Annotated in this window: 16 protein-coding genes; 13 read left to right on the plus strand and 3 right to left on the minus strand. The window is 65.1% G+C overall.

Annotation, left to right across the window (positions count from 1 at the left end):
* The first annotated feature begins 82 nt into the window (after positions 1-82).
* The 5 genes from E4634_RS04270 (at position 83) to sucD (ending at position 7,855) form a co-directional block, all read left to right on the plus strand.
* On the plus strand, positions 83-2,941 hold the full coding sequence (locus E4634_RS04270; RefSeq protein ID WP_206046790.1) for a 2-oxoglutarate dehydrogenase E1 component: 2,859 nt from the start codon (positions 83-85) through the stop codon (positions 2,939-2,941).
* A 15-nt stretch (positions 2,942-2,956) separates the two neighbouring features.
* Positions 2,957-4,192 (plus strand): 2-oxoglutarate dehydrogenase complex dihydrolipoyllysine-residue succinyltransferase, encoded by a 1,236-nt coding sequence (gene odhB / locus E4634_RS04275; RefSeq protein ID WP_135441361.1) that lies wholly within the window; start codon positions 2,957-2,959, stop codon positions 4,190-4,192.
* Positions 4,193-4,246: 54 nt separating this feature from the next.
* On the plus strand, positions 4,247-5,686 hold the full coding sequence (lpdA, locus tag E4634_RS04280) for a dihydrolipoyl dehydrogenase (protein ID WP_135441362.1): 1,440 nt from the start codon (positions 4,247-4,249) through the stop codon (positions 5,684-5,686).
* 127 nt (positions 5,687-5,813) lie between these two features.
* Positions 5,814-6,983: an ADP-forming succinate--CoA ligase subunit beta gene (gene sucC, locus E4634_RS04285; RefSeq protein WP_135441363.1), complete on the plus strand. Its 1,170-nt coding sequence runs from the start codon at positions 5,814-5,816 to the stop codon at positions 6,981-6,983.
* Positions 6,983-7,855, plus strand: coding sequence for a succinate--CoA ligase subunit alpha (gene sucD, locus E4634_RS04290; protein ID WP_135441364.1), 873 nt, complete (start codon positions 6,983-6,985; stop codon positions 7,853-7,855). Before sucC ends, sucD begins: the two co-directional genes overlap by 1 nt.
* Positions 7,856-8,604: 749 nt before the next feature.
* Here the strand turns inward: sucD and E4634_RS04295 are convergent.
* Positions 8,605-10,929, minus strand: coding sequence for a putative bifunctional diguanylate cyclase/phosphodiesterase (locus E4634_RS04295; protein WP_240725094.1), 2,325 nt, complete (start codon positions 10,927-10,929; stop codon positions 8,605-8,607).
* A gap of 414 nt (positions 10,930-11,343) precedes the next feature.
* Here E4634_RS04295 and htpG point away from each other — a divergent pair, with 414 nt between their 5' ends.
* The 4 genes from htpG to E4634_RS04310 all read left to right on the plus strand — a co-directional run bounded on the left by htpG (position 11,344) and on the right by E4634_RS04310 (position 15,264).
* A complete protein-coding gene (gene htpG / locus E4634_RS04300; RefSeq protein ID WP_135441366.1) occupies positions 11,344-13,260 on the plus strand; it encodes a molecular chaperone HtpG in 1,917 nt (638 codons plus the stop codon).
* 95 nt (positions 13,261-13,355) lie between these two features.
* Complete coding sequence (locus tag E4634_RS21440; protein ID WP_167854760.1) at positions 13,356-13,856, plus strand: SixA phosphatase family protein; 501 nt, start codon at positions 13,356-13,358, stop codon at positions 13,854-13,856.
* Positions 13,853-14,713, plus strand: a complete 861-nt coding sequence (locus E4634_RS04305) for an alpha/beta fold hydrolase (RefSeq protein ID WP_167854761.1) — start codon at positions 13,853-13,855, stop codon at positions 14,711-14,713. Before E4634_RS21440 ends, E4634_RS04305 begins: the two co-directional genes overlap by 4 nt.
* Entirely contained in the window at positions 14,713-15,264 is a 552-nt protein-coding gene (locus E4634_RS04310; protein WP_135441368.1) for a DUF4892 domain-containing protein, read from the plus strand. Before E4634_RS04305 ends, E4634_RS04310 begins: the two co-directional genes overlap by 1 nt.
* Before the next feature lie 162 nt (positions 15,265-15,426).
* Here the strand turns inward: E4634_RS04310 and folE are convergent, their stop codons facing one another.
* Positions 15,427-15,975, minus strand: a complete 549-nt coding sequence (gene folE / locus E4634_RS04315; protein ID WP_135441369.1) for a GTP cyclohydrolase I FolE — start codon at positions 15,973-15,975, stop codon at positions 15,427-15,429.
* Between the two features lie 114 nt (positions 15,976-16,089).
* Between folE and prmB the strand changes: the two genes are divergently transcribed.
* From prmB to E4634_RS04330, 3 genes are read left to right on the plus strand one after another with little or no spacing between them, the layout of a single operon-like run.
* Positions 16,090-17,007: a 50S ribosomal protein L3 N(5)-glutamine methyltransferase gene (gene prmB, locus E4634_RS04320; protein WP_135441370.1), complete on the plus strand. Its 918-nt coding sequence runs from the start codon at positions 16,090-16,092 to the stop codon at positions 17,005-17,007.
* Between the two features lie 42 nt (positions 17,008-17,049).
* The gene (aroC, locus tag E4634_RS04325) at positions 17,050-18,159 is read left to right on the plus strand and encodes a chorismate synthase (protein WP_135441371.1); all 1,110 of its coding nucleotides are present in this window, start codon (positions 17,050-17,052) and stop codon (positions 18,157-18,159) included.
* A gap of 7 nt (positions 18,160-18,166) precedes the next feature.
* The gene (locus E4634_RS04330) at positions 18,167-18,394 is read left to right on the plus strand and encodes a hypothetical protein (RefSeq protein WP_135441372.1); all 228 of its coding nucleotides are present in this window, start codon (positions 18,167-18,169) and stop codon (positions 18,392-18,394) included.
* 135 nt (positions 18,395-18,529) lie between these two features.
* Here the strand turns inward: E4634_RS04330 and E4634_RS04335 are convergent, their stop codons facing one another.
* Positions 18,530-19,045 (minus strand): glycine cleavage system transcriptional repressor, encoded by a 516-nt coding sequence (locus E4634_RS04335; RefSeq protein WP_135441373.1) that lies wholly within the window; start codon positions 19,043-19,045, stop codon positions 18,530-18,532.
* Between the two features lie 74 nt (positions 19,046-19,119).
* Here E4634_RS04335 and E4634_RS04340 point away from each other — a divergent pair, with 74 nt between their 5' ends.
* On the plus strand, positions 19,120-19,389 hold the full coding sequence (locus E4634_RS04340; protein WP_135441374.1) for a YheU family protein: 270 nt from the start codon (positions 19,120-19,122) through the stop codon (positions 19,387-19,389).
* Positions 19,390-19,413 lie beyond the last annotated feature (24 nt).

The following is a 19,413-nucleotide window of genomic DNA, read 5'->3' on the forward strand; positions in this document are numbered from 1 at the left end:
CTTAGCCGCCGATCACCACTGCTAGAATTCGGTGAACGCGTCCACTGGCGGGCGCCCAACTCCCAACTCCGGAAGGGCCGCAATGCAAGAAAGCTCAATGGAACAGTTGTGGCGGAGCTCCCACATCGCTGGCGGCAACGCCACTTATGTGGAAGACCTCTACGAGAACTACCTCAAGGATCCCAATGGCGTGCCCGAACAGTGGCGCGACTATTTCGACAAGCTGCCCCGGGTTACCACTGATCTGGTGCAGACCGAGGACATTCCCCACTCGGTGATCCGCGAGCGCTTCGCGCAGATCAGCAAGATGCGCATCCGCACCGAGGCCACTGTTTCCCACGATTCCCAGGCCACCGAGTACGAGCGCAAGCAGGTCCGCGTGGTCCAGCTGATTTCCGCCTACCGCCAGCGCGGCCACCAGAAGGCCAACCTCGACCCGCTGGGTATCGCCGAGCGCGAGCACGTGCGCGACCTGGAGCTGTCCTTCCACGAATTGTCCGAGGCGGACTTCGACACCGTTTTCCAGACCGGCAGCCTGCACATCGGCAAGGCCGACGCCACCCTGGGCGAGATCCACGACACCCTGGAGCGCACCTACTGCCAGTCCGTGGGCGCCGAGTTCATGCATATCGTGAACACTGAGGAGCGCCACTGGATCATGAACCGCATGGAGTCCGTGCGCAGCGCCCCGGACTACGGCAAGGACATCCGCATCCAGTTGCTGCGCCGGCTGATCAAGGCCGAGGGCCTGGAGAAGTCCCTCGGCTCCAAGTACCCCGGCACCAAGCGCTTCGGCCTGGAGGGCGGCGAGAGCCTGATCCCCATGCTCGCCGAGATGGTGCAGCGCCTGGGCAGCTACGGCGTGCAGGAGATCGTTATCGGCATGGCCCACCGCGGCCGCCTCAACGTGCTGGTGAACATTCTCGGCAAGAACCCCTCGGAACTGTTTGACGAGTTCGAGGGCAAGGTCGCCTACACAACGTCCGGCGACGTCAAGTACCACCAGGGTTTTTCCTCCAACGTGATGACCCCGGGCGGCGAGATCCACCTCGCGCTGTCCTTCAACCCCTCCCACCTGGAGATCGTCTCGCCGGTGGTAGAGGGCTCCGTGCGCGCCCGCCAGGAGCGCCGCGATGACCACACCGGTGCGCTGGTGACGCCCATCGTGATCCACGGCGATGCCGCCTTTGCCGGCCAGGGCGTGGTCATGGAAACCTTCCAGATGTCGCAGACCCGCGCCTACAAGACCGGCGGCACCGTGCACATCGTGCTCAACAACCAGGTCGGCTTCACTACCAGTAAACGCGAGGACGCGCGCTCCACCGAGTACTGCACCGACGTCGCCAAGATGGTCCAGGCGCCGATCTTCCACGTCAACGCCGACGACCCGGAAGCGGTACTGTTTGTCACCCAGCTGGCGGTGGACTACCGCACCGAGTTCAAGAAGGACGTGGTCATCGACCTGGTCTGCTACCGCCGCCGCGGCCACAACGAGGCGGATGAGCCCTCGGTGACCCAGCCCGCCATGTACAAGGCGATCCGCAGCCACAAGACCACCCGCGACCTGTACGCCGCGCGCCTGGTCGCCGACGGCGTGGTCACGGAGAAGGAGGACACCTTCCTGGTCGAGCGCTACCGCGAATCCCTGGACCGCGGCGAGCCGCTGGTCAGCAGCCTGGTGTCCGAGCCGAACAAGACGCTTTTCGTCGACTGGTCGCCGTACCTCGGCCACCACTGGACCGATGAAGCCGACACCGCCATCGACCTGCATAAGCTGCAGACCCTGGCCCACGACATCAATGTCGCGCCGGAGAGTTTCCCGCTGCAGCGCCAGGTCAGCAAGATTCTCGAGGACCGGCGCAAGATGGCCGCCGGCGCCACCCCGGTGAACTGGGGCTTCGCCGAGACCATGGCCTATGCCACGCTGCTCGAGGCGGGGTACCCGGTGCGCATCACCGGCCAGGACGTCGGCCGCGGTACTTTCTCCCACCGCCACGCCGTGCTGCACAACCAGAAAGACGAGAGCATCCACATCCCGCTGCAGCACATCGCGCCGGACCAGGCGCCGTTCGTCATCTACGACTCGCTGCTCTCGGAGGAGGCGGTACTGGCCTTCGAGTACGGTTACTCGACCACCATGCCCAAGGGTCTGGTGATCTGGGAGGCCCAGTTCGGCGATTTCGCCAACGGCGCCCAGGTGGTCATCGACCAGTTCATCACCAGTGGCGAGCACAAGTGGCAGCGCCTGTGTGGCCTCACCATGCTGCTGCCGCACGGCTACGAAGGGCAGGGGCCGGAGCACTCCTCGGCACGCCTGGAGCGCTTTCTGCAGCTGTCCGCCGAACACAACATCCAGGTGTGTGTGCCGACGACCCCGGCGCAGGTGTTCCACATGCTGCGCCGCCAGGCCATCCGCCCGCTGCGCAAGCCGCTGATCGTGATGTCGCCGAAGAGCCTGCTGCGCCACAAGGAGGCCATCTCCACCGTCGAGGAACTGGCCGGCGGCTGTTTCCACACGGTGCTCGACGACCCGGACGGCCTGGACAAGAGCAAGGTCAAGCGGGTCATCATGTGTAGCGGCAAGGTGTTCTACGACCTGCGCGCGGCGCGCCAGGAGCGCGAGATCGAGGATATCGCCATCATCCGCATCGAGCAGCTCTACCCGTTCCCGGAAGACGACCTGCTGGCGGTGTTCAACGGTTACCCGAACATCCGCGAGGCGGTATGGTGCCAGGAAGAGCCGATGAACCAGGGCGCCTGGTATTCCAGCCAGCACCACATGCGCCGGGTCCTGTTCAATCATAAGAAGGACGTGTACCTGCAGTACGTGGGTCGCGACGCCTCGGCGGCACCTGCCGCCGGCTATATGGCGCTGCACATGCAGCAACTGGAGACGTTTATCAATAACGCCCTGGCGCCTGAAGTGCCCTGGGTGTCTTAGTGCGAAGGACGACACATGGCAATTGAAATCAAGGCACCCGCGTTTCCCGAATCGGTCGCTGATGGCGAGGTCGCCACCTGGCACAAGCAGGAAGGCGAGCAAGTGGAGCGCGACGAACTGATCGTCGAGATCGAGACCGACAAGGTCGTGATGGAAGTCGTGGCGCCGGAAACCGGCACGCTCACCCGCATCCTGGCCAAGGAGGGTGAAACCGTGCAGAGCGAGCAGGTGCTGGCGCAGCTGGAGCAGGGCGCCGCCACCGGCGCTGCCGCACCCGCGCCGGCGCAGGCAGCGCCCGCCCCGGCAGCGGCCGAGGACGACGCCGAGGGCGACGTCCCGCTGGGTCCCGCGGCGCGGCAACTGGTCGAGGAGCACCAGCTCGATGTAAGCCAGATTCCCGGCAGCGGCAAGAACGGCCGTATCACCAAGGAAGACATCCTCAAGTATCTCAAGGAGCGCGACAGCGCGCCGGCCCCGAGCCCGGCACCGGCGGCCAAGGCCCCGGCCAGCCCGGCGGTCCCCGAGTCGCCGGTGCAGCCCTCGGGCGAGCGCGTCGAGCGCCGCGTGCCGATGACCCGCATGCGCGCCAAGATTGCCGAGCGCCTGCTCGACGCCACCCAGAGCACCGCCATGCTGACCACCTTCAACGAGGTGAACATGGCGCCGCTGATGGCTCTGCGCAGCAAGTACAAGGACCAGTTCTCCGAGGTGCACAACGGCACCCGGCTGGGCTTCATGGGCTTCTTCGTGCGCGCCGCCTGCGAGGCGCTCAAGCGTTTCCCGGCGGTCAATGCCTCCATCGACGGCAACGATATCGTCTACCACGGCTACCAGGACATCGGTGTCGCCGTGTCCACCACCGATGGCCTGGTGGTACCGGTGCTGCGCGATGCGGACTTCATGTCTGTGGCCGACATCGAGGCGGCAATCCGCGACCTCGGCGTGCGCGCCCGCGACAAGAAACTGACCATCGACGACATGACCGGCGGCACCTTCACCGTGTCCAACGGCGGCGTGTTCGGTTCGCTGCTCTCCACGCCGATCCTCAACCCGCCGCAGACCGGTATTCTCGGTATGCACAAGATCCAGGAGCGGCCGATGGCGGTGGACGGGCAGGTGGTGATCCTGCCCATGATGTATCTCGCGCTGTCCTACGACCACCGGCTGATCGACGGCAAGACCGCCGTGCAGTTCCTGGTGGCGATCAAGGACCTGATCGAGGATCCGGCGCGCATCCTGCTGCAACTGTAATCAACCCGGCCCCCGGCGGTTCGGCGGCGGGGGCCAAATCACACAGGAAGAAACATGTCTGATAAGTTTGATGTCGTAGTCATCGGGGCGGGTCCGGCGGGCTACGTCGCCGCCATCAAGGCAGCGCAGCTGGGTCTCTCCACTGCCTGTGTGGAGCAGTGGCTGGACGACAAGGGCAAGGTTCGCCTGGGCGGTACCTGTCTCAACGTGGGTTGCATCCCCTCCAAGGCGCTGCTCGACAGCAGCTACAAGTACCACGAGGTCTGCTCGAACCTCGACCTCCACGGCATCGGCGTGAAGGAGCCGAGTATCGATGTGCCGGCGATGATCGGCCGCAAGGACCAGATTGTCGACCAACTCACCGGCGGCATCACCGGCCTGTTCAAGGCCAACGGCGTGACCGTGGTGCAGGGCACCGGCCGCGTGCTCTCCGGGGCGCGCGTGGAAGTCACCGACAAGGACGGCAATGTCTCCGAACTGCAGGCCGGCAACGTGATCATCGCCGCCGGCTCGGTGCCGGTTAATATTCCGCCGGCGCCGATCGACGGCGAGCACATCGTCGACTCCACCGGCGCGCTGGCCTTCCAGTCCGTGCCCGGACGCCTGGGCGTGATTGGCGCCGGCGTGATCGGCCTGGAACTGGGCAGCGTCTGGGGCCGCCTCGGCGCCGAGGTGGTCATCCTCGAGGCGCTGGACGAGTTCCTGCCGATGATGGACACCCAGATCGCCACCGAGACCGGCAAGATCCTCAAGAAACAGGGCCTGGATATCCGCCTGGGTGCACGGGTCACCAGCGCCGAGGTCAAGGACGGCAAGGTGAACGTCGCCTACAGCACCGCCGATGGCGAGCACACCGAGGTCTTCGACAAGCTGATCGTCGCGGTTGGCCGCAAGCCGCGCTCGGAGGAGTTGTTCTCCACCGACAGCGGTATCACCCTGGACGAGCGCGGTTTTATCTTCGTCAACGACTACTGCGAGACCGAGGCGCCCCACGTGTACGCGGTGGGCGACGTGGTGCGCGGCCCGATGCTGGCGCACAAGGGCTCGGAGGAGGGCGTGATGGTCGCCGAGCGCATCGCCGGCAAGCCCGCGCAGATGAACTACGATTGTATTCCCTCGGTTATCTACACCCACCCGGAAGTCGCTGCGGTGGGCCGCACCGAACAGGAACTCAAGGCCGATGGCGTGCCCTACAAGGCGGGCACCTTCCCGTTCGTCGCCAGCGGTCGCGCGCTGGCTTCCAACGAGTACGAGGGAATGGTTAAAATCCTCGCCCACGAGGAGACGGACCGTATCCTGGGCTGTCACATTGTCGGCCCCTCGGCGGCCGACCTGGTACAGCAGGTAGTGATCGCCATGGAGTTCGGTTCCAGCACCGAAGATCTGGCGCTGACGGTATTCGGTCACCCGACCCTGTCGGAGGCGGTACACGAAGCAGCGCTGGCGGTGGACGGGCATGCTATCCATATCCCGAACCGCAAGAAGCGTAAGTAGTTCTTGCCTGTGCGCGTAAAATAAATCCAATCGCCGGCGCCGCAGGCATTATAGGGGGTTGTCGCAGCCCGTAGCCGCGACAAACCGACTTTCAAGCAGCAGTACATGGACTAAAGCAGGACGATACATGAACCTTCATGAGTACCAGGGCAAACAGCTGTTTGCCGAATACGGACTGCCGGTTTCCAAGGGGTTTGCGGTGGATACCCCTGAAGAAGCGGCGGAAGCGGCAGACAAGATTGGCGGCGATATGTGGGTGGTCAAAGCCCAGGTACACGCCGGTGGTCGCGGTAAGGCCGGCGGTGTAAAGCTGGTCAAGACCAAGGACGAAATCAAGGATTTCGCCGCCAACTGGCTGGGCAAGAACCTGGTCACCTACCAGACCGACGAAAATGGCCAGCCGGTCAGCAAGATCCTCGTCGAGACCTGCACCGATATCGCCGAGGAACTGTACCTCGGCGCGGTCGTCGACCGCTCTTCGCGGCGCATCGTCTTCATGGCCTCCACCGAAGGTGGCGTGGAGATCGAGAAAGTGGCCGAGGAAACCCCTGAGAAAATCCTCAAGGCGACCATCGACCCGCTGGCCGGGCCGCAGCCCTACCAGGGCCGCGAACTGGCCTTCAAACTGGGCCTGTCCGGCGACCAGATCAAGCAGTTCGTGAAGATCTTCATGGGCCTGGCGCAGATGTTCATCGACAAGGACCTGGCACTCATCGAGATCAACCCGCTGGTGATCACCGAGGAAGGCAACCTGCACTGCCTGGACGCCAAGATCGGCGTCGACGGCAATGCGCTGTACCGCCAGCCGGCCCTCAGCGAGATGCACGACCCCAGCCAGGAAGACGAGCGCGAGGCGCACGCCGCCGAGTGGGAGCTCAACTATGTCGCCCTGGACGGCAACATCGGCTGCATGGTCAACGGTGCCGGCCTGGCCATGGGCACCATGGACATCGTCGCCCTGCACGGCGGTTTCCCCGCCAACTTCCTCGATGTGGGCGGTGGCGCCACCAAGGAGCGCGTCTCCGAGGCGTTCAAGATCATCCTCTCCGATGACAAGGTGAAAGCCGTACTCATCAACATCTTCGGCGGCATCGTGCGCTGCGACCTGATCGCAGAGGGCGTGATTGGCGCGGTAGAAGAAGTGGGCGTGAAAGTGCCCGTCGTCGTGCGCCTCGAAGGTAACAATGCCGAGCTTGGCAAGAAAATGCTGGCCGACAGCGGCCTCAACATCATCGCTGCGGACAGCCTGACCGACGCTGCTCAGCAAGCCGTAAAAGCAGCAGGAGGAGCGGCATAATGAGTATCCTTATCGATTCCAACACCAAGGTCATCTGTCAGGGCTTCACTGGGTCCCAGGGTACTTTCCACTCCGAACAGGCCATCGCCTACGGCACCAAGATGGTCGGCGGCGTCACCCCGGGCAAGGGCGGCCAGGAGCACCTGGGCCTGCCGGTATTCAACACCGTGGCCGACGCGGTCGCCGAGACCGGCGCCGATGCGTCCGTGATCTACGTCCCGGCACCGTTCTGCAAGGACTCCATCCTGGAAGCGGCCAACAGCGGCGTGAAGCTGATCGTGTGCATCACCGAGGGCATCCCGACCCTGGACATGCTCGACTGCAAAGTGAAGTGCGATGAACTGGGCGTGCGCCTGATCGGCCCGAACTGCCCGGGCGTGATCACTCCCGGCGAGTGCAAGATCGGCATCATGCCGGGCCACATCCACCTGCCGGGCAAGGTCGGTATCGTCTCCCGTTCCGGCACCCTGACCTACGAGGCGGTCAAGCAGACCACCGACGCGGGCTACGGACAGTCCACCTGCGTGGGCATCGGCGGCGACCCGATCCCGGGCTCCAACTTCATCGACATCCTGGCGATGTTCGAGAAGGACGCCAAGACCGAGGCGATCGTCATGATCGGTGAGATCGGCGGTACCGCTGAAGAAGAAGCCGCCGCCTTCATCAAGGACAACGTGAGCAAGCCTGTAGTGTCCTACATCGCAGGCGTCACGGCGCCCAAAGGCAAGCGCATGGGCCACGCAGGTGCGATCATCTCCGGCGGCAAGGGCACTGCGGACGAGAAGTTCGCCGCCCTGGAAGCTGCCGGTGTGCGCACTGTTCGCTCCCTGGCCGAGATCGGCACTGCGCTGGGTGAGGTTACCGGCTGGTAAGCTTTCCTGGCTCTTTTCGAAAAGCCCGCTTTGTGCGGGCTTTTTTTGTGTCGGCGTTGTTTGGCCGGCAGTCGCGAGCGTGGCATGCCCCCACTCGCTCCAAAAGCTCAGTCGCGGTGGAGGTATGCCACGCTCGCGACTGCCTGTTGCCGGTTCGACTCAGGCGGTGATCGCCTGCACGGCCCGGTGTGCTTCGAGGGTTGCCGGGAGACCCGCGGGCGGAGCGCTCTGAAGATCGCGCCCCTCCGGGGTGCCCTCGGTCGGTCGCGAGCCCGCAAGCGGTCTCGCTCCACTCCTTCGGCGCGTCTTTTGCGAGCGCACCACCCGCCCGTCTCCCGGCACTTGCGGCTCGAACCTGTGAACTTGGAGCTTCAGGCAATGCGAGGACTGTCAGCGGGGGTGTTGGACGCGGAAATCACGTCTGGCGCCGAGGGCGTGGAGGGAGACCGCTCGCGGGCTCCCGAGAGCCTGCCCCGCTTTATCGGGCACCAACTGAGGGCACCGCGGAGCGGCGCCAGACTGGAGCGGCCAACACCCCCGCTGACAGTCCGTCCGTCACGAACCTATCCCGCAGCAATCTTGCGACCAGCGCGGTGCTGCTGGGACCGGAGCGTTCACCCCGAGGGGTGAACGCTCCGGTCCACGAGCAGTACCTGCGGCCCCGCGAGCAGAAAGAGGCCCCCGGGGGCAGGGCGTCACGAGAGGAGCGGGGTGGTATCGCGCGGGAATGGGGAGCCGAGCGGGGAAGCTCAGGCAGCACCCATCGCCGCGAGGTCCTGGATCTTGCGGACAAAGTGCCAGGGCGTGAGCATGCGCGCCAGGTCGTCGGCCGGGACCGGTTCGCTGAACAGGTAGCCCTGGGCCAGGTGGGCGCCGTTGTCCGTGAGGAAGTGCATCTGTTCGGCCGTCTCCACGCCCGTGACCAGCACGCGCAGGCCAAGCGAGCGGGCCATAGCGATGATCGCGATCACCAGCTTGGCGCCGTTCTCGCTGCCGGCAGCCTGCAGCAGGAATTTGCGCTTGAGCTTGAGCTCGTCCAGCGGGTATTCGCCCAGGTAGCTGAGCGGCGAGTAGCCCGTGCCGAAATCGTCCACCGAGAGGTAGATACCGCTGCGCTTGAGGACGCTGAGGGCGTGTACCGTCTCCGGGTGGTTGCTGGTCATGATGCCCTCCGTGAGCGCCAGTTCCAGCTGGGACGGGGGGATGCCCTGTTGGGCGACCACTTCCGAGATGCGACGCACGAAGCCCGCGTCGAACTGCAGGGCGGAGACATTGATCGCCACCTTGGGCAGCTTCAGGCCCGCCTTGTTGAATTCGCGCACCTGGCGGCAGGCCTCGATCAGGACCCAGTCGCCGAGGGCTTCGATCATGCCGATCTCCTCGGCGAGCTTGATGAAATCGCCGGTGGGAATCAGGCCCAGCTCCGGGTGTTCCCAGCGCAGCAGGGCCTCGGCGCCGACCACCGAGCCGGTCAGGGTGTCTACCTGCGGCTGGTAGTGCAGGGCGAGTTCGCCGCGTTCGATGGCGCGACGCAGGTCGGATTCCAGTTGCAGGCGCTGCTCGCTGCCGGAGTTCATGGCGCGCTCGTAGAAGACGATGGTATCGCCGCCCTCGTCCAGGGCGTGCTGCTTGGCCGCGCTGGCGGCGCGCAGCAGGCTGTCCACGTCGGCGCCGTGGTTGGGCGCCATGGCCACGCCGACCCCGGAGCGCAGCACGATCTGCTTGCCCTCGATATCGATCGGCAGGCGCAGCTGGTCGAGAATGCGCTTGGCCACCTGGCGCGCCGCGTCCTCGGATTCCACCTCGTTGAGGACCACGGTGAATTCGTCGCCGCCCAGGCGCGATACCGCGATTTCAGCGTTGCTGTGGAAGAAATGACCGACGCTGTCGCTGCCGCGCACGGTGGCGCTCAGGCGGCGCGAAACCTCACGCAGCACGATGTCGCCAGCGGCCATGCCGAGGGCGTCGTTGATGCGGCGGTAGCCGTCGATCTGGATGAACAACAGGGCCAGTTTGCGCTTCTTGCGCAGGCTCAGGCGCAGCAACAGCGCCAGTTGTTCACCGAACAGCTGGCGGTTGGGCAACTGGGTGAGGCGGTCGTAGTTGGCCAGCTTGCGCATCAGTGAGCGACGCTGTTCGGCCTCCTGTGCGGCTTTATCCAGCGCGGCGTCCCGCTCGGACAGTTGCTGGCCGCTCTCTTCAATCTTGCGTGCGAGCTGCTTGCGGTCGCGTTCCTGTTCGGCGCGGTAGGCGCGTACACCGTAGAGCACGTCGTTGACGGAGCGCATCACGTCGCCGATCTCGCCCTTTCCGTCGACCTGCAGCGGCGTGGAAAAATCGCCGTCGATAATGCGCTGTGCCGCGGCACCGATCTCCAGCAACGGCCGGGTAAGGCGCCGCGTGTAGTGAAACAGTACGCCGCTAAACAAAAGCGTGACGAGTACGGAAATCGCGAAGGTACCCAACGATACGCGCAGCGCATCGGTTACCAGGCTGCGGTTGTCCACACCCAGGTGCACGTAGCCGACCACCCAGTTGGAGTGCCCGAACTTGCCTTCCACGAGTGCGCGCGAAAGGCTCTCTGAATCCTGGCTGAAGGTGCCGGGGGTCACCGGTGAAATAATCGGGTAGCTCAGTTGCAGCTGCGAATTCAGGCGCAGCAGGCCGCTCCAGTAATTCGGCTGCCGGGCGTTGCCGCTAACGTCGACCAGCAGTGCGCCCGGTTCGTCGGAGAGCACGGTACCGCGCAGTCGGGCGAAGGGCAGTGGCGCCGCGCCCTCGCTGCGGGCCTGGCGGGCCACGGCAATCTGTTCACCAGTGGCGTCATAGACGATGGCGGTGCTGATCCTCGGGTCCTCGACCAACAGGCCGGCCTCACGTTGCAGTCCGTTGGCATCTTCGCGCAGCAGACGAAATGGCAGGCTGGATTCCGACAGGACCAGGTTGTGCATGTCCCCGCGCAACGCCTGGTAGCCGGCGTCGTACTCGCGCAGCGCCACACCGGCGCTGAGCAGACCCGCAATCAGGATGGCGCAGACGCCGAAAATGCTGCCCAGCCGCGCGGCGAGATTCATCGCCCACAAGCCGGGACAATTCCCGACTTCTCTCGCAGCAAGCTCAATCTGCTCATGCAGACTCCTCAATAGACAGCGTCAGCCCGTACGGTCGAGATTCCCTCGCCGACAGGGGAAGTTTCAGGTGATATATCGCCAATCCGGCGACATTGAACGAGCAATCAATATAGCCGGGGGGGTGTGTAAAGAAAACTGACACATGTGTCGCGGTTCACAGATTGAACAGATGTTGAGCCATTTTCCATCGCGCAGGCGTGTCGGCGGCGCTGGAGCGAAAATATCCGCCTGCTGCGCCTTGAAATCCCCGCCCCGGGTCCCCATGTCCGACGGATCAAAATGCGCGCGACGCAAATCGCGGATTCACGTCGCAAAATTGCGCAAAGCCATCGCACAAAACAGCCAGAAGAGGACGCCATGACCGCCGAGATGAACAAGGAGACCCTGGGCTTCCAGACCGAGGCGAAGCAGCTGCTTCACCTGATGATCCACTCCCTGTACAGCAACCGCGAGATCTTCCTGCGTGAGCTGATCTCCAACGCTTCCGACGCCATCGACAAGCTGCGTTTCGCGGCACTTGCCGACGAGAGCCTGCTGGAAGGCCAGGGCGACTACCGGGTTCAGGTCGATGTCGACCCCGAGGCGAAGACCATCAGCATCGATGACAACGGCATTGGCATGAACCGCGACGAGGTTATCGAGCACCTGGGCACCATTGCCAAGTCCGGTACCGCGGCCTTCCTGCAGAACCTCAGCGGCGACCAGAAAAAGGATTCCCAGCTGATCGGCCAGTTCGGGGTCGGCTTTTACTCCGCATTTATCGTCGCCAACCGCGTCGAGGTGCACACGCGCAAGGCCGGGGATGACGCCGGCGCCGGCGTGCTGTGGGAATCCCACGGCGAGTCGGAATTCTCGGTGGAACAGCGCGACAAAGTTGGGCGCGGCACGCGGGTCACGCTCTACCTGAAAGAGGGCTGCGAGGAATTCGCCGACGACTACCGCGTGCGCAGCGTGATCAAGAAATACTCGGACCACATTTCGGTGCCGGTGATGATGCTGGAGTCCGAACCGCCGGCAGCGGAGCCCGAGGAGGGCGCCGAGCCCGCCGCGCCGCAGTACAAGGCGGTCAACGAGGCCACCGCGCTGTGGACGCGCAGCCGCACCGAGGTGTCTGACGACGAATACAAGGCGTTCTACCGCCATGTCTCCCACGATTTCGACGACCCGCTGACCTGGAGCCACAACCGGGTCGAGGGCAAGCTGGAGTACACCAGCTTGCTGTATTTGCCCAAACGCGCTCCCTTCGACCTGTGGAACCGCGACATGGCGCGCGGGCTCAAGCTGTACGTGCAGCGTACGTTCATCATGGACGAGGCCGAGCAGTTCCTGCCCATGTACCTGCGTTTCATCAAGGGCGTGGTGGACTCCAACGACCTGCCGCTCAACGTGTCGCGGGAGATCCTGCAACGGGACGGGCAGGTCGAGTCCATGCGCAGTGCACTGACCAAGCGCGCCCTGGATATGCTGGACAAACTGTCCCGCCAGGAGGGTGACGACTACGCCGAGTTCTGGAAACAGTTCGGCGAAGTGCTGAAAGAGGGTCCGGCAGAAGACTTCGCTAACCGCGAGAAGATCGCAAAACTGCTGCGCTTTGCCACTACCCACACCGATACCCCGGTCCAGGACCAGTCCCTGGAGGACTACGTCTCGCGCATGGGTGAGAACCAGGACAAGATCTACTACGTCGTGGCGGAGAACTTCAACACGGCGAAGAACAGCCCGCATCTCGAGGTGTTCCGCAAGAAAGGTATCGAAGTGCTGCTGCTCAGCGACCGCATCGACGAGTGGCTGATGGGTCACCTGCAGGAGTTCGACGGCAAGCCGCTGCAGGACGTCGCCCGCGGCAACCTGGAACTGGGCGAGGAGAGCGAGGAGGAAAAAGCCGAGCGCGAGCAACTGGCGAAGCAGAGCGAGGGCCTGGTCGAGCGCCTGGCAAAAGTATTGGAGAGCAGTGTCGCCGAGGTTCGCGCCTCGGGCCGCCTCACCGATTCCCCCGCCTGCCTGGTGGTGGGCGAGCAGGACATGGGCGCGCAAATGCGACGCATCATGGAGGCGGCCGGGCAACCGGTGCCGGAATCCAAGCCCATCCTGGAGGTCAATCCGCACCACCCTCTGCTGGAAATGCTCGACCAGGAAGCCGATGAGGACCGTTTTGCCGACCTCGCCAGCATCGTGTTCGACCAGGCCCAGTTGGCCGAGGGCGGGCAACTGGAGGACCCGGCGGCCTACGTCTCGCGGCTGAACAAACTGCTGCTGACCCTGAGCGGCCGCTGAGCCGGGCGGGTCGCGCCGCAGGCCGCACAGTTTGCTAGACTGGCGGGTTCTGGCCCGGCTTGCTCCGGGCCGCCATTCGCGGGAGTAGGACACGGGTGATTGTAACGATCTGGCGCCACGGACAGGCGGGCAACGCAGTGCGCGACCGCGATCGCGAGTTGACCGAGACCGGACTGGATGACGTCGGCTTTGGCTGCAGCCAGTTCCTGCAGTTGTGTGAACAGCGCGGTATTCCCGTGCCGGACCTGATTCTCTACAGCCGCTGGCTGCGTACCAGCCAGACCGCCGACATCATCGGCTCGCGCCTGCCCGCTGCCAGCCGCGAAGCCTGCGAGGCCCTGATTCCGGGCCAGCGCAGCCCCCTGGTCGACAGCGAGTTGCAGCATCGCGCGCAGGACGGCGCCGCGCAGCACATCGTGCTGGTCTCGCACCAGCCATTGGTCTCCAGCCTTATCGATTATTACCTGGACGACCCGGGGAGGGTGGCGCCGCTGGTGCCCGGGGCTTTCGCCAGCCTGCAACTGGACGTCGCCGCGATGGGCTGTGGCCGGCTGCTGTTCAGTGCACAACCCCCCGAATTCGAGGGGGTGCTGTGACGCCGCAGGGCGCGCGCGACTACAGTTTCGAGGTCGAGGGCCTGCGCCTGGCGGCACTCGGCTGGGGCGATCCGGCGGCACCGCCGGTGCTGGCGCTGCATGGCTGGCTGGATAACGCCGCGAGTTTCGCCCGCCTCGCGCCGCTGCTCGATCGCCACTTCATTCTCGCCATCGACCTTCCCGGGCACGGCCAGTCCGCCTGGCGTTCGGTGGATGCCACCTACCAGATTTACGATGACCTGCCGCAACTGCACGCGCTGCTGGAGCATCTCGGCTGGGAGCGTTGCGCGCTGCTCGGTCACTCGCGCGGGGCGATCATGTCCGTGTTGTATGCGGCGAGTTTTCCCGAGCGGGTGTCGCGCCTGGTGCTGCTGGACGGCCTCGTGCCGCAGCCCACGCCCGAGGCGGAGTTCTCCGGCCAGTTGCGGCAGTTCGTGCTCGAACGCGCCCGCTACCTGTCGCGCCAGCAATCGGTGTATCCCTCCCTGGAAAAGGCCATCTCTGTGCGCGAGGCCTATGGCCTGCCGCCGGAGGCGGCGCGGCTGATCGTGCCGCGCAACCTGGTGGCGCGCGACGGCGGCTTTTGCTGGACCACGGACCCGCGGCTGCGCGGGGCCTCGGCCATAAAGCTTAGCGTCGGCCAGATCGAGTCTGCCCTGGCTGCGGTGGCGGCGCCGGCGCTGCTGCTACTGGCGGAAAACGGCCTCGGCGGCGCACAGATGGAGAACTACCTGGCGCAGCGCGAGCACCTGCGCCACGCCAGCCTGGTGAAGCTGCCGGGCGGACACCATTTCCATCTCGAGGAGGGTGTCGTTACACTGGCGCGCAGCATAAACCAATTTCTCGCCGCCGATTGATGCCGAACCGCCGTTTACCCCGTTACTTCCTGTCGCCTTTCCTGCTGCTCGCGCTGTTCCTCGCCTTGCCGGTGCGCGCCGATGCCCCGGGCGACTTGCTCGAGCGCCTGGACGGCTACCCGCACACGCGTCGCCTGGAGCATGAGGTGCGCAGCGTTATTGATTACGAAGTCGGCCTGGGGGCGATCCAGAAACGCAGCGGCGCCTGGCAGTTCAAGCGCAGCGAGCGCCTGAGCGGGACTCTGGAGCGCTACACCTGGCAGGTCGTCGACGGTTTCACCGCGGCCCAGGTGCTGGCCAGGCTGGAGCAGGAGTTGGTCGCCAGTAGCGAGATGCTTTTTGCCTGTGACAGCCGGGCCTGCGGCCAGGGTTCCCAGTGGGCCAATGGCGTGTTCGGCCAGCGCTTGCTCTACGGACGCGACGAGAACCAGCACTACCGGGTGTATGGCCCGCCGGCGGGCGCCGCAGCCGATTATCGCGTACTGCTGTTCAGCGCCGCCCGCATGGCGGACCGCCAGTACCTGCACGCGGAAATCCTGCGGGTCGAGTAAGGCCTGGCGCGTTTTTCTGCGGGGGTTCGCCTGTGGGGTATCGCGTGTGAGCGGGCGCCTGTGGCCGCTGTCTGTGGGTGTCGCCTGTGGGTGTCGCCTGTGGGTATTTGCAGCGCGCGATGGCGGGAGACAGCCTGCGCGCCGCGGGAAGGTTGAGCGCCGTTAGCGGCGCATCTGCAGTAGCTGCAGGAACTCGTCGCGGGTCTTCTGCGAATCGCGGAAGCTGCCCAGCATCGCGGACGTCTTCATCACCGAGTTCTGTTTCTCCACGCCGCGCATCATCATGCACATGTGCTGCGCCTCGATAATCACCCCGACACCCTCGGCGCCGGTCACTTCCATGATGGTGCTCGCAATCTGCGAGGTCAGCGCTTCCTGGATCTGCAGGCGGCGGGCGAACACATCGACAATACGGGCGACCTTCGACAGGCCGAGCACCTTGCCGGTGGGAATATAAGCCGCGTGGCACTTACCGATGAACGGCAGCAGGTGGTGTTCGCACATGGAGTAGAGCTCGATGTCCTGCACCAGCACCATCTCGCTGGAGTCCGAGGGAAACAGCGCATTATTGACCACGTCATCCACCGACTGGTTATAGCCGCGGGTGAGGAACTCGAAGGCCTTGGCGGCCCGTTTCGGTGTGTCGACCAGCCCCGGACGCTCGAGGTCTTCGCCGACTGCTTCGATGATCGCGGCCCAATGTTTTTCCACAGACAGTGCTCCTGTGTTTGATTATCTATCTGGCCAGTCAGGGCCGGGGCCGGGAATGGTAACAACCCGCCTCCGGCGTGGCAATCGAACCCGGGGCGGGTTTACACTCTCGCCATGTCGACTCCGGATACGCATTCCCGGCTGCCATCCACGCTGGGTGAACTGCTGCACCACTGCCACGAAACCCTGTGTGGCGCCGATGTCTATTACGGGCACGGCACCGATAATCCCTGGGATGAAGCGGTACAACTCGTGTTACATGTCGCCGGCCTGCCGGTGGACTGTGGCGAGGAAGTCCTCGATCTCGCGGTGACCCCGGCACAGCGCGATCGCGCGCTGGAGCTGCTGCAGCAGCGCATCGAACAGCGCCAGCCCTTGCCTTACCTGTTGGGTCGCGCCTGGTTCGCCGGCCTGGAGTTTGCCTGTGACTCTCGCGCCATCATTCCGCGCTCGCCGCTGGCGGAGCTGATCCTCGACGACTATTCCCCCTGGTATACCGGGCCTGCGCCGCGCCGCATCCTCGACCTGTGCTGCGGCGGCGGTTGCATCGGTCTCGCAGCGGCTCACTACAGCCAGGCGCAGGTCGATCTCGCCGACATCGACGCCGATGCCCTGGCCCTGGCGGCGGAAAACCGCCAGCGGTTCGGGCTCGAGGACCGCGTGGAAATTTTCACTTCGGACCTGTTCGATGGCCTGCCCCCGGCACGCTACGACATTATCCTGTCAAACCCGCCCTATGTGGACGCCGCGGACCTCGCCGGCATGCCTGACGAGTACCGCCATGAACCGGCCCTGGCCCTGGGCAGCGGCGACGATGGCCTGGACCTGACGCGGCGCATTCTCGCCTGCGCGGCGGACTACCTGGCGGACACGGGCCTGCTGGTGGTGGAAGTGGGCAACAGCTGGGAGGCGCTGGAGGCGGCTTATCCGCAAGTCCCGTTCACCTGGCTGGAGTTCGCCAACGGTGGGCACGGGGTGTTTGCCCTGAGTGCGGCACAACTGCAGGAATACGCCACAAGTCTGCGTCGATAACGGCTATAATGCGCCGTTTTGGACGGCAGGCAGCAGCGGACGATGGCGGGCAACACTCTGGGCAAACTCTTCACGGTCACCAGCTTTGGCGAAAGCCATGGGCCGGCGCTGGGCTGCGTTATCGACGGTTGTCCTCCCGGGCTTGCCCTGTGCGAGGCCGATATGCAGCGCGACCTCGACCGGCGCAAGCCGGGCACCTCGCGGTTCACCACCCAGCGCCGCGAGGCGGACGAGGTGCGCATCCTCTCAGGTGTCTTCGAGGGGCGCACCACTGGCACTGCCATCGGCCTTCTGATCGAGAATACCGACCAGCGCTCCAAGGATTACTCGAACATCGCCGACACGTTCCGCCCGGCGCACGCGGACTACACCTACGACCAGAAGTACGGCTTCCGCGATTACCGCGGCGGCGGTCGCTCCTCCGCGCGCGAGACCGCCATGCGCGTCGCCGCCGGCGCCATCGCCAAGAAATACCTGGCCGAGCGTTACGGTATCCTGGTGCGCGGCTACCTGGCGCAACTGGGGCCGATCCGCGCCGAGAAGCTCGACTGGGACCTGGTGGAAACCAACCCCTTCTTCTGTCCGGATGCCGATCGTATCGGCGAGATGGAAGCCTACATGGCCGCCCTCAACAAGGAAGGCAACTCGATTGGCGCGCGCATCAACGTGGTCGCCAGCGGCGTGCCGGCGGGCCTGGGCGAACCGGTGTTCGATCGCCTGGATGCCGACATCGCCCACGCCATGATGGGCATCAACGCGGTCAAGGGCGTGGAGATCGGCGCCGGCTTCGACTGTGTCGAGCAAAAGGGCAGCGAGCACCGCGACCTGCTGACCCCGCAGGGCTTCGTCGGCAACAACGCCGGCGGCGTGCTGGGCGGGATTTCCAGCGGCCAGGACATCACCGTGAGCATCGCCCTGAAGCCCACCTCGAGCATTCGCCTGCCGGGTGCCAGCATCGACACCCGCGGCGAGGCCATCGAGGTAGTGACCCACGGTCGCCACGACCCCTGCGTGGGCATTCGCGCCACACCTATCGCCGAGGCCATGCTGGCGCTGGTGCTGATGGACCACCTGCTGCGTCACCGCGGCCAGAACGCCGACGTGAACTGCGCCACGCCCGCAATTCCCGGCAGCGCGCCCGGGAACGACTGAGCCGGCCATGGCACGCAGTTCCCGCCGCTATTACCGCACGGTGTTGTTGGGGGTCGCCGCCCTCGGCGCCATGGTGTGGTTCGCGGTCGACCAGTTCGACATCCCCTGGCAGGACATGCGCGACCTGTTGCTGGCCACGCTGCTGGTGATCGGGGTGGTAATCGCGGTGGCCGCGCTGGGCACGGCGGCGTGGATAGGGCTGCGCAAACTGTTGCGCGGGCGTGACGAGACGTAGTCCCGAAGGACCGGTACCGAGGTCTGGGGCTGAAGGACTGGTGCTGGGGGCCTGCTCCTGAGGGCCTGCTCCTGAGGGCGTGCTCCTGAGGGGCTGCTCCTGAGGGGTTAGCCCAGGCCGCTCGAGCCGGAAGTTTTAATCCAGGTCGATTTCCAGGGTCATCTGGTTGGCGATGGCCTCCAGGTTTTCCTGCAACTCCGCGAGATCGCTGTCCGCCGGCACCTGGGCGTCGATGGTGGCGCGAAACAGCATCTCGCCGCTCATCGCCGCGCTGTCCACCTGGCTTTCCATTTCCACCACGTTGATCTCGCGCCGGGCCAGTGCGCTGGCGATCTCGTGCACGATGCCGGGGCGGTCCGGGCCCAGCACATTGAGGGTGATGGCGCGGCCGCCAACGCTGGGCGGGGTCTCGCCGGTGGCTGTGACGCGCACGCTGAGGCCGCTCTCGCCGAGGTCCTTGAGGGTCTGCTCCAGGGTCGCCGCCTGCGCCTCGGGCAGTGAGACCAGTACCAGGCCGGCAAACTTGCCGCCCAGTTGTGACAGGCGGCTCTCGTGCCAGTTGCCGCCGCTGGACTCGATGGCGGCGGAGAGTTGCTCGACCAGGCCGGGACGGTCGTCGCCAATGAAGGTAATGATGAACGTACTGTGCACCTGTCGTGCTCCACATTGCCCTGCGCAGGCCGTATAGTACCCCGCATCCCGGCCAGGCAGAAAGCGCGTACGCCATGTCCTCCTACATCGCTGTCCCCGTCGAGCGCATCGCCGCAGAAACGCTGCAGGCCCTGCTCGAGGAATTCGCCAGCCGCGACGGCACGGATTACGGCGCGGTGGAGTTGACCCTGGTCGAAAAAACCGGCAATTTGCGCCGCCAACTGGATAGCGGCGAGCTCTGCATTCTCTACCACCTCGACACCGAGCAGTGGGATCTGGTCGAACGGCAACGGGCCGCTGAACTGATCGCCGCAGAGAACGTCAATAACGGGGACGAAAACTGAGTCGCCACGCCGCGGGAGACGACC

The sequence above is a fragment of the Mangrovimicrobium sediminis genome, from assembly GCF_004745945.1.
GTDB classification, from domain to species: domain Bacteria; phylum Pseudomonadota; class Gammaproteobacteria; order Pseudomonadales; family Halieaceae; genus Mangrovimicrobium; species Mangrovimicrobium sediminis.

Coding starts and splice junctions, on each gene's coding strand:
- sucD (WP_135441364.1), top strand. CDS start 6,983: ATGAGTATCCTTATCGATTCCAACACCAAGGTCATCTGTCAGGGCTTC.
- E4634_RS04270 (WP_206046790.1), top strand. CDS start 83: ATGCAAGAAAGCTCAATGGAACAGTTGTGGCGGAGCTCCCACATCGCT.
- E4634_RS04310 (WP_135441368.1), top strand. CDS start 14,713: ATGCCGAACCGCCGTTTACCCCGTTACTTCCTGTCGCCTTTCCTGCTG.
- E4634_RS04295 (WP_240725094.1), bottom strand. CDS start 10,929: ATGAATCTCGCCGCGCGGCTGGGCAGCATTTTCGGCGTCTGCGCCATC.
- odhB (WP_135441361.1), top strand. CDS start 2,957: ATGGCAATTGAAATCAAGGCACCCGCGTTTCCCGAATCGGTCGCTGAT.
- E4634_RS04330 (WP_135441372.1), top strand. CDS start 18,167: ATGGCACGCAGTTCCCGCCGCTATTACCGCACGGTGTTGTTGGGGGTC.
- aroC (WP_135441371.1), top strand. CDS start 17,050: ATGGCGGGCAACACTCTGGGCAAACTCTTCACGGTCACCAGCTTTGGC.
- sucC (WP_135441363.1), top strand. CDS start 5,814: ATGAACCTTCATGAGTACCAGGGCAAACAGCTGTTTGCCGAATACGGA.
- lpdA (WP_135441362.1), top strand. CDS start 4,247: ATGTCTGATAAGTTTGATGTCGTAGTCATCGGGGCGGGTCCGGCGGGC.
- htpG (WP_135441366.1), top strand. CDS start 11,344: ATGACCGCCGAGATGAACAAGGAGACCCTGGGCTTCCAGACCGAGGCG.
- E4634_RS04340 (WP_135441374.1), top strand. CDS start 19,120: ATGTCCTCCTACATCGCTGTCCCCGTCGAGCGCATCGCCGCAGAAACG.
- prmB (WP_135441370.1), top strand. CDS start 16,090: ATGTCGACTCCGGATACGCATTCCCGGCTGCCATCCACGCTGGGTGAA.